A 14,197-nucleotide genomic window follows, 5' to 3' on the forward strand; every position below is an offset into this window, starting at 1 on the left:
GCTGTCCAGCGTTGCTCGCTATCCTGAGTCGCTGATTCGCGCGCCGACATCCCCACCCCGGCGCGGTAGGGAGAGAGTTCGTGCGATTCGTCCTGGCGATCGTCAGTTTCGTCATCGGTCTGCTGCTCGTGGCGCTGGCGGTGGGACAGCGGACCGTGTTCGCGCCGCCGTCCTCGCTCGTGGCCGAGAGCTCGACGACCAGTTCCGCCCCGGTGACCGTGATCCCGGGGACGACGCTCAACGCCAACCCCGGCTACCAGCGCATCAACGTGTCCGGCTCCGGCAAGGTCTTCGCGGCCTACGGCAAGACCGCCGACGTCGACGCCTGGATCGGTGACGCCGAGCACACCACGCTCCGCTTCGACGCCGAGAAGGGCTCGCTGGTCGGGTCGACCTCGGGCAGCGAGACCAGCGTTCCCTCGCCGAAGGGCAGTGACCTCTGGTACCAGGAGTACGACGGTGCCGGACAGTTCACCGTCCGCCTGCCGCAGGACGTCTCGGTCCTCATCGTGAGCGACGGCAAGGCCGCAGCGCCGAGCGACGTGTCCGTCACCTGGCCGCAGGACACCGCGACGCCGGCGGTCGGTCCGCTGCTCGTGGCCGGCGGCGTGTTCGTCCTCGGAGGCCTCGTGTTGCTCGTCCTCGCCTTCCTGCACCAGCGCCGTGGCCGCGGTCCCCGCCGTCGCAGTGGTGGGAGCCGCCCGCCGCGGGTGCGTGCGTCCCGTCGAGCCGCCGCCGCCGGAGCGCAGGTACCGCGCCGCGGTCGTCGCGGCACGCGCGCCCTCGTCGGCGTGCCGGTGCTGCTCGTCGGTGCCCTGACCCTGGCCGGCTGTTCCTCGGACTACTGGCCGCAGGGCGGCGACCCGTCGCTCGCCACGCCGACCCCGACGGCCACCGCCACGGGGGCTGCTGAGACGACCGAGCCGACGGCTGCGACCAAGCAGCAGATCACCCGCATCGTGCAGCGCACCGCCGCCGTCGCGAAGCAGGCCGACGGGGCGCGCGACCGTGACCTGGTCCGGACCCGGTTCTCCGGGGCGGCGCTCGACCTCCGTCTGGCGAACTACTCGATCCGCGGCAAGGACTCGGACGTCAAGGCACCGCCGGCGATCTCGGCCGCGCAGGTGTGCGTCGCGCTGCCGCAGCAGACCGACACCTGGCCCCGAACGGTCTTCACGATCGTCGCCGAGGACTGTGACGCCAAGTCCGCGCCGCAGGCCCTGACCCTGGTGCAGGACACCGCCCGCGATCCCTACAAGGTCGCGTACGACGTCTCGCTCGAAGCCGACGCGAAGATCCCGAGCCTCGCCCCGACGACGATCGGCGCCGCACTGCTCGCGCCGGAGTCGAAGCTCCTGACGATCCAGCCCGACCAGGTCGCGACCGCCTACGGCGACATCCTGTCGAAGGACACCGCCAGCGAGTACGCCGACCTGTTCGCGACCGAGGGCGATGCGCTCCGCACCACCATCGGCAAGGCGTACAAGGACAAGAAGGCCAAGGCCCTGCCGGACACGGCGAAGATCGAGTACTCGTCCGAGGTGCCCGCCGACTCCGCCGTCGCGATCGCGACCGACGATGCCGGCGCCCTGGTCTCCGCCGACCTGGACGAGATCGAGAAGGTGACCCCGACCGCGTCGGGCGCCGAGGTGAACACCGAGGGTGCCGTCAAGGCACTGTCCGGCGTGGACACGAGCAAGAAGGGCATCAGCGCGACCTACAGCGTCCAGCTGCTCTTCTACGTGCCGCCGGTCGCCTCGGATGGCAAAGTGGTCCTGCTCGGGTTCACACAGGGCCTGACCGCAGCGAGTGAGGTGCAATGAGCAACATCCCCCCGACCCCGTCCGGGCTCCGCGGAGCCGTGGACCTGTCGTCCCTCGTCGACCGTGCACAGCGGCCGCCCCAGCCGTCCGGTGCTCCGGCCTCGGCGGGTTCCGCCGGCGGAGCCGTTCCCGGCACCGAGGCCGGCACCGTGAACGGTGCCGACCTGACCGTCCCGTCGCTCGTGATCGACGTCACCGACGCGACGTTCCAGGACGTCCTGGAGCTGTCGAACGTCGTCCCGGTCATCGTGGACATCTGGGCCGAGTGGTGCGGGCCGTGCAAGCAGCTCTCGCCGATCCTCGAGCAGCTCACCGCGGAGTACGACGGCCGCGTGGTGCTCGCCAAGGTGGACGCCGACACGAACCCCCAGCTCGTGCAGGCGTTCCAGGCGCAGTCGATCCCGACCGTCGCAGCCGTCATCGGTGGACGCCCGCTCGGGCTCTTCGTCGGGGCACTGCCCGAGGCGCAGGTCCGCGACGTCTACGAGCAGGTGCTCCAGGCCGCCGAGCAGAACGGCGTTGGCGGTCGCGTGACCGTCGACGGCGCTGTGACCGAGGTCGACGCTGAGCAGGGCGAACCGGAGCCGGAGCCGCTCCCGCCGCACCACCAGGCCGCGTACGACGCGATCGAGCAGGGCGACTACGCCACCGCGATCGAGGAGTACAAGACCGCGATCCTGCAGGACCCGCACGACCAGATGGCCGTGGCCGGGCTCGCACAGGTGTCGCTGCTCGACCGGCTGAACGGCCGGACGGCCGACGAGATCCGTGCGGCAGCAGCCGCCGGGCCCCAGGACGTCCAGGCACAGCTCGCGGTCGCCGACCTCGACATCTCCGGCGGGCACGTCGACGACGCGTTCGGCCGTCTGCTCGACCTCGTGCCGACGGTGTTCGGCGATGACCGTGAGGCCCTGCGCGTCCGGCTCGTCGAGTACTTCGAGCTCATCGGCAGCGAGGACCCGCGCGTCGTCGCGGCGCGTCGCCGCCTGGCGAACGCCCTGTACTAGACCCGGCACGAGACAGACGGGAGGCCCGGTGCCAGCTGGCACCGGGCCTCCCGTCTGTCCGTCGGTCGCGTCGCGGACGCTGGCCGGGCTACTGGGCCAGCTTCAGCCAGACGGCGCCGAGCGGCGGCACCACGAGGTGTGCCGAGGCCGGGCGGCCCGCCCAGGGGGTGTCCTCGGCCGTGACGACGCCGAGGTTGCCGACTCCGGAGCCGCCGTACTCGGCAGCATCGGTGTTGAGGACCTCGTGCCACTCGCCGGCGGTCGGCAACCCGAAGCGACGCTCCACCGGCACGCCGGAGAAGTTCACGAACACCGCGACCCGGTCGTCGCCGTCCTTCCGCAGGAACCCGAGGGTCGAGTGCGGTGCGTCGCCGCCCTCGAGCCACTCGAAGCCGTCGGCCGTCGAGTCGTGCGTCCAGAGCGCCGGGGAGTCCTTGTACACGCGGTTGAGCTCCGCGACGAGGTCCTGCACACCGCGGTGACCGGGTTGGTCGAGGAGCCACCAGTCGAGGCCCTTCGCCTCGGACCACTCGGCGGGCTGCGCGAACTCCTGGCCCATGAAGAGCAGTTGCTTGCCGGGGTGCGCCCACATGAACGCCAGGTAGGCGCGCACGTTGGCGAGCTTCTGCCACTCGTCGCCGGGCATCTTGCCGTACAGGGAGCCCTTGCCGTGCACGACCTCGTCGTGGCTGATCGGCAGCGTGAACTGCTCGCTGAACGCGTAGACGAACGAGAACGTGATCTCGTCGTGGTGGTAGCTGCGGTACGCGGGGTCGCGCTGCACGTACTCGAGCGAGTCGTGCATCCAGCCCATGTTCCACTTCTGCCCGAAGCCGAGTCCGCCGGCGCTCGTCGGCTGGGTCACGCCCGGCCACGAGGTGCTCTCCTCCGCGATCATCACGATGCCGGGGTAGCGCTTGTACGCCGTCGCGTTCGTCTCCTGCAGGAACGAGATCGCGTCGAGGTTCTCGCGGCCGCCGTGGATGTTCGGCAGCCAGTCGGTGCGGGAGTAGTCGAGGTACAGCATCGAGGCGACTGCGTCGACCCGCAGGCCGTCGATGTGGAACTCCTCGAACCAGTACAGCGCGTTCGCGACCAGGAAGTTGCGCACCTGCGGCTGTCCGAAGTCGAACACGTAGGTGCCCCAGTCGAGCTGCTCGCCGCGGCGGGGGTCCGGGTGCTCGAACAGCGCGTAGCCGTCGAAGCGCCCGAGGGCCCACTCGTCCTTCGGGAAGTGCCCGGGGACCCAGTCCATGATCACGCCGATGCCGGCGGAGTGCAGGCGGTCGATCAGGTAGCGCAGGTCGTCCGGCGAACCGAAGCGCGCGGTCGGCGCGTAGTACCCGGTGACCTGGTAGCCCCACGACCCGCCGAACGGGTGCTCGGCGAGCGGCAGGAACTCCACGTGCGTGAAGCCGGTGTACTCCATGTGCCCGATGAGCTGGTCGGCGACCTCGCGGTACGACAGGCCGGGGCGCCACGAGCCGAGGTGCACCTCGTAGACGCTCATCGGGGCGTCGTGCGTGGTGGTCTGTGCGCGGCGCTCCATCCACGCGGCGTCGCCCTCGGACCACGTGTACGTGGACTCGGTGACGACGGAGGCCGTGGCGGGCGCGATCTCGGCCTCGCGGGCGAACGGGTCGGCCCGCTCCACCCAGCCGGAGTCGGTGAGGATCTGGAACTTGTAGCGCTGCCCGACGACGGCGCCGGGCCAGAACAGCTCCCAGACGCCGAGGTCGCTCAGACGGCGCATCGCGGTGGTGCGGCCTTCCCAGCCCTCGAAGTCGCCGATCACGCGGACGGCGGTGGCCCGGGGCGCCCAGACGGCGAACGCGACACCGTCGACACCGTCGACCGTGCGGGCGTGTGCGCCGAGGTGGTGCCAGAGCTGCTCGTCACGGCCCTCGCCGAACAGGTGCAGGTCGAGCTCGCCGAGCGTCGGGGCGAACCGGTACGCGTCGTCGGTGGTCCAGGTGGCGTCGTCCTCGTCCGTGGACTCGTCGTAGTCGTACTCCGACTCGACGCGGTAGCGACCGAGGGTCTCGGCAGTGGCGCCGGCCCAGAGCCCGTCACCCTCGTGCGTGAGTTCGATGTCGTCGCCGTCGGGGCGCACGAGGCGCACCGCGCGGGCCAGGTGCCGGACGACGCGGACGCTGGTGCCGCCGTCGACCGGGTGCGGGCCGAGCACGTCGTGCGGCTGGGACCAGCGGCCCTCTGCCACCTGCAGACGCAGCCAGTCCTCGATCGGAGCCGGACGCGGATCCGTGGCAGTACCGGTGGCGGCCGGAGCCGAGCCAGCAGTCGGCGCCGAAGCAGCAGCGCCGGGGGCGACGGGCGCGTCGACGGAGGCCGGGCGGACCACGGGGGCGGCGCCTCCGGTCGGGGCCGTCGGGACGTCGGACGATGCTGCGGCTGCCACGGACGGCTGCCGCGGGTGTGTCGGGTCGGCGGGGTGCCCGGCGAGCGTGGCCGATTCCGCCACGCCGCGGTCGGGCGCCTCGCGCTGCACCGGCGGAGCGCCGGGCAGGTCCTCGTCGGGCGCGGACACCTTCGGCTCGTACCGCGGCACGGCCGGCGGCGGAGGCGGCACCGGCGGGACGGCCGGTCCGCGCTTCGTGGGGTCGGTCGGTTCGGGGGTCATCGGTGGGGTCCTTCCACGACGAGCAGGTGCACGGGCTCCTGGAACGCGTCCAGGCGGACGTAGTTCGACGCGCCCCAGGTCCAGCGCTGACCGGTCACGACGTCACGGACGTCGAACAGGCCCTCGGTCGGCAGACCGAGTGCGGCGAGGTCCAGGTGCACGGTGGTCTCACGGGCGGAGTGCGGGTCGACGTTGGCGACCACGATCACGGTGTCGGGGCGTCCTGACCGGATGTACTCGCCCGACAGGTGCTTCGAGTAGACGACGATCGCCGGGTCGTCGGCGGCGTGCACGTGCAGGTTCCGCAGCTGTCGCAGCGCGGGATGCGCCGCACGGAGGCGGTTGAGCATCGTCACGTACGGCGCCAGGGACGCACCCTCGGCCTCGGCCAGGGCGAAGTCACGCGGCTTGTACTCGTACTTCTCGTTGTCGATGTTCTCTTCCGAGCCCGGTCGGGCGACATCCTCGAAGAGCTCGTACCCGGCGTACATGCCCCACGTCGGCGCACCGGTGGCGGCGAGTGCCGCGCGCACCTTGTAGCCGGCACGGCCGCCGAACTGCAGGTACTCGGTGAGGATGTCGGGCGTGTTCACGAAGAGGTTCGGGCGCAGGTAGTCGCTCGTCTCGTGCGAGAGCTCCGTGAAGTAGTCCTCGATCTCGTCCTTGGTGTTGCGCCAGGTGAAGTACGAGTACGACTGCTGGAACCCGGCCTCGGCGAGCGCGCGCATCATCGCCGGGCGGGTGAACGCCTCGGCGAGGAACACGGTGTCGGGGTGCTCGTCGCGGATCTCACGGATGACGCGTTCCCAGAACCAGAGCGGCTTGGTGTGCGGGTTGTCGACGCGGAAGATCCGGATGCCGAAGTCGATCCAGTGGCGCAGGACACGCTCGACCTCGGTGACCAGGCCCTCGGGGTCGGTGTCGAACTGGATCGGGTAGATGTCCTGGTAGCGCTTCGGCGGGTTCTCAGCGGTCGCGATGGAGCCGTCGGCGCGCTGCGTGAACCACTCCGGATGCTGGGTGACCCAGGGGTGGTCGGGGGAGCACTGCAGCGCGAAGTCGAGCGCGACCTCCATGCCGGTGTTCTTCGCCGTCTCGACGAAGTCGCGGAAGTCGTCCTCGGTGCCGAGGTCGGGGTGGATCGCGTCGTGCCCGCCCTCGGGGGAGCCGATCGCCCAGGGGCTGCCGGGGTCGTTCGGCCCGGGCGTGAGCGTGTTGTTCGGCCCCTTGCGGGCGGTGGTGCCGATGGGGTGGATCGGCGGCAGGTAGATGACGTCGAAGCCCATCCGGGCGACGGCGGGCAGCCGGCGGGCCGCGGTGCGGAAGTCGCCGCTCTTCCAGGAGCCGTCGGGGTTCTTCTTCGCGCCTTCGGAGCGGGGGAAGAACTCGTACCAGGCGCCGACGCCGGCGCGGGTGCGTTCGACGTCGAGCAGCTGGGTGGCGGAGTGGGTCCGGAGCGAGGTGAGCGGGGCTTCCTCGACCTCGGCGACGATCCGCGGGTCGTCGACGGCGGCCAGGCGCTCGGCCGGGTCGAGGTCGGTGTCGCGGACCCGTGCGGCGGCACGGGTGGCGGCGGGGGAGTCGGTCTCCTCGGCCAGCCGGTCGAGCAGCACGGCACCGTCGAGCAGGGTCGCCTCGGTGTCGACGCCGGCCGCGATCTTCAGGCGTGCGCCGTGCAGCCAGCTCGCCCAGTCGTCGGAGTACGACTCGACGTGCCACGTCCAGACGCCGACGTGGTCGACCTGCACCGTGGCTTCGTAGCGGTCGGTGCCGGGGGCACCGAGGGTCATGGGGACGGTGCGGGTTCCACCGTCTGGGCGTTCGAGGACGAGGTCGGCGCCGATGATGCCGTGTCCTTCTCGGAAGACGGTTGCACCGAACGTGATCACCTCGCCGTCGAATGCCTTGCCGGGGAAGCCGTTCGGCGTCCTCGGGGCGAGCTCGGTGATCGGGATGCGCCCGATCTTCGGGCGGCGGGGTCGGTCTGCGGTGGCCACGGAAGCGACGCTACCCGGCGAGCGGCTCCGCGTTCCCCGGAATCGGCCCGCTGTGGAGGGCCGGGCGCGCCGTGGAGCCTGTTGAGGACCGGACGCAAGGCCCGTGGCGGAGCTGCCACGGGCCTCCCGTCCGCCACCCGGTCGCGACGCCGGGCCGCACCCGCCCGCTCGGCGCTACGCCACCTCGAACAGGTGGATGCCGGGGCCGTAGGCGGTGAAGACCTGCCCGGCGGGACGCAGGCGCTCGTGGTCGCGGTGCTTCTCGCTCGACCAGGCCAGGCGGTACCCGAGGACGTCCTCGCGCACCGGCAGGGTCAGGTCGCGGGTGCGGCCGCTGCCGTGCACGACCACCAGGACGCGGTCGAAGGGCTCGTGCTCCGGCGTCGACTCGACGAAGTACTGCAGGGCGCGGTGCACGGGCTGGTCCCAGCCCTCGATCGTCATCGGGTGTCCGTCCGGCCCGTACCAGGACATGCGAGAGGCCCCGGGGGTCTCCTGCCCCTCGACGCCGAAGCGGGTGGGGCGGAGCGACGGGTGCGCCTGCCGGAACCGGGCCAGCGCGGCGACGGCCTCGGTCATCGTCTCGGCGTCCTCGTCGTCGGACCAGTCCACCGGGGTCAGGTCGTCGGACACCACGTAGGCGTTGTTGTTGCCGTGCTGCGTGCGGCTCCGCTCGTCGCCGGCGGTGAGCATCGGCACCCCGGCGGAGAGCATCAGGGTCGCCACCAGGTTGCGCATCGACCGGCCGCGCGCGGCGCGGACCCCGCGGTCGGCGGTGTCGCCCTCGATGCCGTGGTTGAACGAGCGGTTGTCGTTCGAGCCGTCGCGGTTGTCCTCGCCGTTCGCCTCGTTGTGCTTGCCGTCGTACGACACCAGGTCGAGCAGGGTGAAGCCGTCGTGCGCGGTGACGAAGTTGACGCTCGCCAGCGGCCCGCGGTCGGCGCCGAAGACGTGACGCGACCCGGTCAGGGCTCCGGCGAGCGCGCCGATCCCGGTCTGCGGCAGGCCGGTGCGGCGCTCCTCGGCGATGTCGGTGAGCCAGAACTGGCGGACCGTGTTGCGGAACCCGTCGTTCCACTCGCTCGTGCGGTGCCCGGCTGCGCCGAACTCCCCGGTCTTCCAGCCGTCCGGGCCGACGTCCCACGGCTCGGCGATCACCAGGGTGTCCTGCAGGTCGGGGTGGTTCCGGATGCGCTCGAGCAGCGGGTGCGACGGGTCGAACCGGTGTTCGCCGTCGCGGGCCAGGGCGGCCATCAGGTCGAAGCGGAACCCGTCGACCTGCACCTCGCGCGCCCAGTACACCAGGCTGTCGACGATGAGGTCCGCCGTCGCCTCGACCGAGGTGTCGAGCGTGTTCCCGCACCCGGTGGTGTCGTAGTAGGTGTCCCGACGCGGTGGGTCGGTCTGCGCCCAGCGGTAGCGGTTCGCACCGTCGATGCCACGCAGGCTCGTCGTCGGACCACCCAGGCCCTCTTCCGCGGTGTGGTTGTAGACGACGTCGAGGACGACCTGGATGCCGGCCTCGTGCAGCAGCCGGACCATGCCCTTGAACTCGCGCAGGACGGCGTCGGCGCCCTCCTGCTGCGCCGGTGCCGAGGCGTGCGCGGCGTGCGGGGCGAAGAACCCGAGCGTGTTGTAGCCCCAGGCGTTCTGCCGGCCGGCATCGCGGAGCCACCGCTCGGTGTCGAACGCCTGCACGGGCAGCAACTCGAGCGTCGTGACGCCGATGCGGTGCAGGTGCGCGATCGTGCTCTCGTGGGCGACCCCGGCGTACGTGCCGCGCAGGTGCTCCGGCAGTTGCGGGTTCGCGGCCGTCAGGGTGCGGACGTTCGCCTCGTAGACGACGGCACGGTCGAGCGGGACCTGCGGCTTCACGACGCCGCCCCAGTCGAACGCGTCGTCGACGACCACGCTGGTCCAGCGGGGGCCGGCCGCCTCGTCGTCGCCGGTCGGCAGGATGCCCCGCGCGTACGGGTCGAGCAGCGGACGCGTCGGGTCGAACTCGTGCCGCGGCCCGACCGGCCCGTCGACGAGCAGGTGGTAGCGGTCGCCGGGCACGACCCCGGGGACCTCACCGGTCCACACGTCCGTGTCCGGCACGCGCTCGAGCGGGTGTCGGGTCGGCCGGCCGACGGCGCGGTCTTCCCCGACCGCGCCGTCGGCGCTCCCCGCGCTCGCCACGACCAGGACGACGTCCGTCGCCGTCGCGGACCGCAGGGTGAACCGGGGGACGGTCCCGCCCAGGGAGAACCCCGGCGTCAGGTCGATCGCTGTCTCGTGCACGCGACAAGGGTACGAGGACCGGCGCGTATCCTGGACACTGCTCGATCCAGGGGGTGCATTTGTCGGTCTACCTCGACCACGCCGCGACGACGCCGATCCTGCCGGAGGCGCTCGCCGCCTTCACCGATGCCCTCAGCACCGTCGGCAACCCGTCGTCCATCCACAGCGCCGGCCAGCGCGCCAAGATGCTGCTCGAGGACGGCCGCGCCGCCGTCGCCCGCTCGCTCGACGCCGACCCGGTGGAGGTCGTGTTCACCTCCGGCGGTACCGAGAGCATCAACCTCGCCGTGAAGGGCCTGTTCTGGGCTCGCCAGCGCGACCGTCATCGGCCCCGCATCGTCGTCCCGGGCGGCGAGCACCACGCCACCGTCGACACCCTGACCTGGCTGGAGACGCACGAGGGCGCCGTGATCGACGTGGTCCCGTTGGACGCGCAGGGTCGCGTCGACCTCGCCGGACTGGAGGCGCGGCTCGCCGACGCCTCGGACGTCGCCCTGGTCACGTTCCTGTGGGCGAACAACGAGGTCGGCACCATCCAGCCCGTGTCACGGATCGTCGAGCTCGCCCACGCCGCCGGCGTGCCCGTGCACAGCGACGCGGTCGCCGCCTACGGGCAGGTGCCGGTGTCGTTCGCCGGGTCCGGCCTCGACGCCCTCAGCGTCTCCGCGCACAAGATCGGCGGGCCCGTCGGTATCGGTGCGCTCGTGCTCGGGCGGAAGGCCACCGTCGAACCCCTCATCCACGGTGGTGGTCAGCAGCGGCAGGTGCGGAGCGGCACCCAGGACGCCCCGGCGGCTGCGGCCTTCGGTGTCGCGGCCAGCGCGGTCGTCGCCGAGCCGATGCCGCATCCGTCGCTCGTCGCCCTGCGGGACCGCCTGGTCGCCGGGGTCCGTGCGGCCGTGCCGTCAGCGGTGCTGATGGGGGACCCGGTCGACCGGCTGCCGGGCAACGCCCACTTCACGTTCCCCGGGTGCGAGGGCGACTCGCTCCTGTTCCTGCTCGACGCCGCCGGGGTCGCGGTGTCGACCGGATCGGCGTGCCAGGCCGGTGTGCCCGAGGCGTCGCACGTGCTGCTCGCGATGGGACTGTCGGAGCAGGACGCCCGTGGTGCGCTCCGGATCACGCTCGGCCACACGACGACCGATGCCGACGTCGACGCGTTCCTGACGGCGCTGCCCGATGCCGTCGCTCGGGCCGGTGCCGCGGGGATGGCGTCGCGGGAGCCGCTGCTCGGGCGGTAGTGGTTGACTCCGGGCATGCGTTGTTCGCCCGGCCGTGATCCCGGCCTTCACGCCGGTAGCCTGAGCTCGTGACCACGCCGAAACGACCGGGCAGTGCCGACCTGGTGAGTCTGCTCGTCGGTGCTCCGCTCGCGCTCATCGGGATCGTGCTGCTCGTGTCCGCAGGAAGTACGCCGACAGCCGTCCTCGGGGCCGCGGTGCTGGTCTCCGGCACGATGCTGGTGTGCACCGCCCTGCTCATCCGAGGGCTGCGCCGGGAGCGCTGACCGTGGCCACGAGCAGCGGTGAGCACCACCCGCGGAACGGCACCCGGCGGGACAGCCGCTGGGCCGTCCCGATCCGTCGGGTCTTCCCCTGGTGGTACCTCGGCGGTGCGGTGGCGACACTGGCGATCCTGATCCTGGTCGATCCCGGCGGCAGCCAGGCCACGGTGGCGTTCTGGGGGCCGATGATCGGGATCACGATCCAGGACCGCGAGCGAGCTGCGCGTGCTCGACTGGACCGCGGCCTCCCGGTCGACCGACGCTCGCTCCTGTCGCCTCCGTGGCTCGAACCGACCTGCGCGGTGTTGCTCACCGGCGTGGCCGTCGGACTCGGCATGCTCATCAACGCGCTCTTCGGGCACGGCACGTCCGTCACGACGTGGGTCGGAGCGGGGGTGTTCCTCGGGAGCGCCGCGTCGTTGGTCGGTCTCCTGCTGGTCCTGAGGAACCGACGTCGCCGACGGTCGAGCGTTGCGGGCGGCCAGCCGGACGACGTCAACTGACGGGGCGCTCCGAGAGGAACCGCCCGGCTCGTCGGTACTGCACGGCCAGTTGCACGAGCCCGAGCACCACCGCGAACGACGCGACGAGCTCGATCAGCTTGATGGGCAGACTGTCCGTGCTCACCGCCGTCGAGGCGGCGAACAGCATCACGGCGCCGAAGATCGGCAGGATCCCGAGCGTGGCTCGACGGTTCTGCGCGGCCACCGCGGCGACGATGTCCGCGTGCTCGTCGTCGATCGGCTCCTTGCCGGCGATCTGACGCCGCACCGACCGCTGCTCCGCGCGGGAGAGCGGGCTGCTCACCGATCGCCAGCGCGTGACGTAGTGACCGGAGCGGTAGGCCCACACGAAACCGACGATGCCGACGACCAGCCCGAGCAGCAACAGCACGAGTTGGACGAGCAGCTGCACGCCACCGTCGCCACTCGCGTGGTCGCTCCCGTTGGCAGGCACCAGCACCAGTGCCAGGACCACCCCGACCGCCCACGACACCAGGACGAGTGCCCCCACCCACACGAACACGCGCGTCCGGCGGCGGCGGAGCCCGTCGTCACTCTGGCCGTCGGCGAGCCGGGCGGCGGCTGCCCACCGCTCGGCTCCGGCTGGGGCGGTTGCGGGGCTGGTCATCGTTCGGGTCCTGACGTCGAGAGCCTCTCGACTCTACGGGTCACGGTCGGTGCGGGTCGCGCGTGCGACTCCGGAAGCGACTGCGGTCGGTTCCGCACGAGGGGATCGCCACCGACCCGCTTCGTTGTGATACTTGGACATGCTCGAGTTGGTGAGACCGCAGACGGCGTTGTACGAGGCGTGGGCCGAAGCGCATGCCGAGTGGGGGCCGGGTGTGCACGAGGACGGATTCGGGATCACCGCCCACGACGACGTCGGCGACGAGGACGGGTTCCGCACCTGGGTCGGCCGACTGCACGCCAGACCCGGGGCCCTCTGGTGGATCGTCGAGGACGGCCGCGTCCTGGGCGGGATCGCACTCCGGGCGCCGGGAGACGCGGCCGGCGTGCAGCGGTTCGGCCACGTCGGGTACGGGATCCGCCCCTCGGCGAGGGGCCGAGGCGTGGCGACCTGGGCGCTGGGCCAGGTGCTCGCGCACGCATCGCGCGTCGGGATCGACCCGGTGATCGCCGTCTGCCGTGATGACAACGACGGCTCCATCGGGGTGTTGGAGCACTACGACGCCGTCCTGTTGTCGACCGAGCGCCGCGGGGGTGTGCGGCTGCGACGGTACGCCATCGCCAGGTCGCACCGGAGACCCGGATGACGGGGCCGGGGCGGGTGTGCGAGGCGTGCGGAGGAAGACCGCGACAAGTGGGACGGACCTGCGCCGGGCCTCCCGGTCGCCTTCCGGGTGCGCGCCGGACAGGCGGGCGCGCTGGGACCCCGGACCGTCGGCGTCGTCGTCGTCAGCGGTCGCCGTCCGTCGGTCTCGGACCGCTCGTGGTGCGCCGCACCACGAGTGACACCGGTACTCGGTGCACGCGCGGCTCCGGGTCTCGCCCCTGCACACGTTCACCGAGCCACCGTGCCGCCTGGGCCCCGATGGCGAACGTCCCGTTGTCGACCGTGGTGAGCGAGATGTGCCGGATGCTGCCGAGGTAGGTGTCGTCGTACCCGACGAGGGACACGTCGTCCGGGACGACGAGGCCGAGGTCGTCGGCCGCGGACAACGCGCCGATGGCGACGAGGTCGTTGTAGGCCACGAGCGCGGTCGGACGGTCGGCCGTGCCCAGGACTCGTCGGGCCGCCGCGTACCCGCTCTCCTCGCTCATGCCGGCCGGCACCACGACGGCGTCGGCACCGTGGCGGGTCATGGTCGCGCGGAAACCCTGCTCGCGGAGCTCTCCGACGCGCCCCGGGCCGACGAGGTGACCGATCCGGGTGTGTCCGAGCGCGAGGAGGTGCTCTGTCGCGATCGACGCGCCGGCATGGTCGTCGTTCACGACCACGTCGGCGTGCAGGTCGTCAGGCTCGTACGTCCCGGCGAGCACCACCGGGACCTCCTGGACCGCCCGACGGAGGGCGGCGTCGTCCTCTGTGGTGCCGACCACGACGATGCCGTCCACCTGTTGTCGCAGGAGCATGTCCACGGGCGAACCGCCCACGCGCCGTGTGGTCGCCGAGTCGACCAGGATGGGCGCCAGTCCGACGGTGTCGAGCGTCGCGGTGAGTCCGGCGAGCAGGTCGACGAACCAGGGGTTCCGCAGGTCGTTCAGGAGCACTCCGACCGTGCCCGTCCGCTGCTCGCCGAGGCTCCTCGCCGCGCGGTTCGGTCGGTAGCCGAGTTCGTCGACTGCTCGTTCGACGGCCGCCCGACGGGCGTCGCTGACCCCTGGGTCGCCGCGGAGCGCGAGTGAGACCAGCGACTTCGAGACCCCGGCGCGCTCGGCGACGTCCCGGATGGTCGGAGCGTGGTGCGGTCTCGACAT

At 72.0% G+C, this 14,197-nt stretch carries 11 protein-coding genes; 6 read left to right on the forward strand and 5 right to left on the reverse strand.

The window, feature by feature from the left end:
• The first annotated feature begins 80 nt into the window (after window positions 1-80).
• Together QRN49_RS11030 and QRN49_RS11035 are read left to right on the forward strand one after the other, a co-directional pair.
• Entirely contained in the window at window positions 81-1,823 is a 1,743-nt protein-coding gene (locus tag QRN49_RS11030; protein WP_284755749.1) for a DUF8094 domain-containing protein, read from the forward strand.
• Window positions 1,820-2,830: a tetratricopeptide repeat protein gene (locus QRN49_RS11035; protein WP_284755750.1), complete on the forward strand. Its 1,011-nt coding sequence runs from the start codon at window positions 1,820-1,822 to the stop codon at window positions 2,828-2,830. Before QRN49_RS11030 ends, QRN49_RS11035 begins: the two co-directional genes overlap by 4 nt.
• An 88-nt stretch (window positions 2,831-2,918) precedes the next feature.
• Here QRN49_RS11035 and glgB read toward each other — a convergent pair whose 3' ends face one another.
• The 3 genes from glgB to QRN49_RS11050 all read right to left on the reverse strand — a co-directional run bounded on the left by glgB (window position 2,919) and on the right by QRN49_RS11050 (window position 9,751).
• Entirely contained in the window at window positions 2,919-5,471 is a 2,553-nt protein-coding gene (gene glgB / locus QRN49_RS11040; RefSeq protein ID WP_209131823.1) for a 1,4-alpha-glucan branching protein GlgB, read from the reverse strand.
• Entirely contained in the window at window positions 5,468-7,468 is a 2,001-nt protein-coding gene (locus tag QRN49_RS11045; RefSeq protein WP_181242956.1) for an alpha-1,4-glucan--maltose-1-phosphate maltosyltransferase, read from the reverse strand. The genes glgB and QRN49_RS11045 overlap by 4 nt, the downstream gene beginning before the upstream one ends.
• A 174-nt stretch (window positions 7,469-7,642) precedes the next feature.
• A complete protein-coding gene (locus QRN49_RS11050; protein ID WP_284755753.1) occupies window positions 7,643-9,751 on the reverse strand; it encodes a glycogen debranching protein in 2,109 nt (702 codons plus the stop codon).
• A 59-nt stretch (window positions 9,752-9,810) separates the two neighbouring features.
• Here QRN49_RS11050 and QRN49_RS11055 point away from each other — a divergent pair, with 59 nt between their 5' ends.
• The 3 genes from QRN49_RS11055 (at window position 9,811) to QRN49_RS11065 (ending at window position 11,758) form a co-directional block, all read left to right on the forward strand.
• Entirely contained in the window at window positions 9,811-10,992 is a 1,182-nt protein-coding gene (locus QRN49_RS11055) for a cysteine desulfurase family protein (protein WP_284755889.1), read from the forward strand.
• A gap of 68 nt (window positions 10,993-11,060) precedes the next feature.
• Window positions 11,061-11,258, forward strand: coding sequence for a hypothetical protein (locus QRN49_RS11060; protein WP_284755755.1), 198 nt, complete (start codon window positions 11,061-11,063; stop codon window positions 11,256-11,258).
• A 2-nt stretch (window positions 11,259-11,260) separates the two neighbouring features.
• Window positions 11,261-11,758, forward strand: coding sequence for a hypothetical protein (locus tag QRN49_RS11065; RefSeq protein ID WP_284755757.1), 498 nt, complete (start codon window positions 11,261-11,263; stop codon window positions 11,756-11,758).
• On the opposite strand, the gene QRN49_RS11070 is transcribed toward QRN49_RS11065, so the two are convergent.
• The gene (locus tag QRN49_RS11070; protein ID WP_284755759.1) at window positions 11,751-12,386 is read right to left on the reverse strand and encodes a hypothetical protein; all 636 of its coding nucleotides are present in this window, start codon (window positions 12,384-12,386) and stop codon (window positions 11,751-11,753) included. The two genes, QRN49_RS11065 and QRN49_RS11070, sit on opposite strands and share 8 nt — an antisense overlap.
• A 151-nt stretch (window positions 12,387-12,537) precedes the next feature.
• Here QRN49_RS11070 and QRN49_RS11075 point away from each other — a divergent pair, with 151 nt between their 5' ends.
• Window positions 12,538-13,032 (forward strand): GNAT family N-acetyltransferase, encoded by a 495-nt coding sequence (locus QRN49_RS11075; protein WP_214564971.1) that lies wholly within the window; start codon window positions 12,538-12,540, stop codon window positions 13,030-13,032.
• A gap of 142 nt (window positions 13,033-13,174) precedes the next feature.
• Here the strand turns inward: QRN49_RS11075 and QRN49_RS11080 are convergent, their stop codons facing one another.
• A complete protein-coding gene (locus QRN49_RS11080) occupies window positions 13,175-14,197 on the reverse strand; it encodes a LacI family DNA-binding transcriptional regulator (RefSeq protein WP_111029174.1) in 1,023 nt (340 codons plus the stop codon).

It is taken from the genome of Curtobacterium sp. ME-Dv--P-122a, assembly GCF_030209645.1.
In the GTDB taxonomy this organism is placed as follows: Bacteria; Actinomycetota; Actinomycetes; order Actinomycetales; family Microbacteriaceae; genus Curtobacterium; species Curtobacterium flaccumfaciens.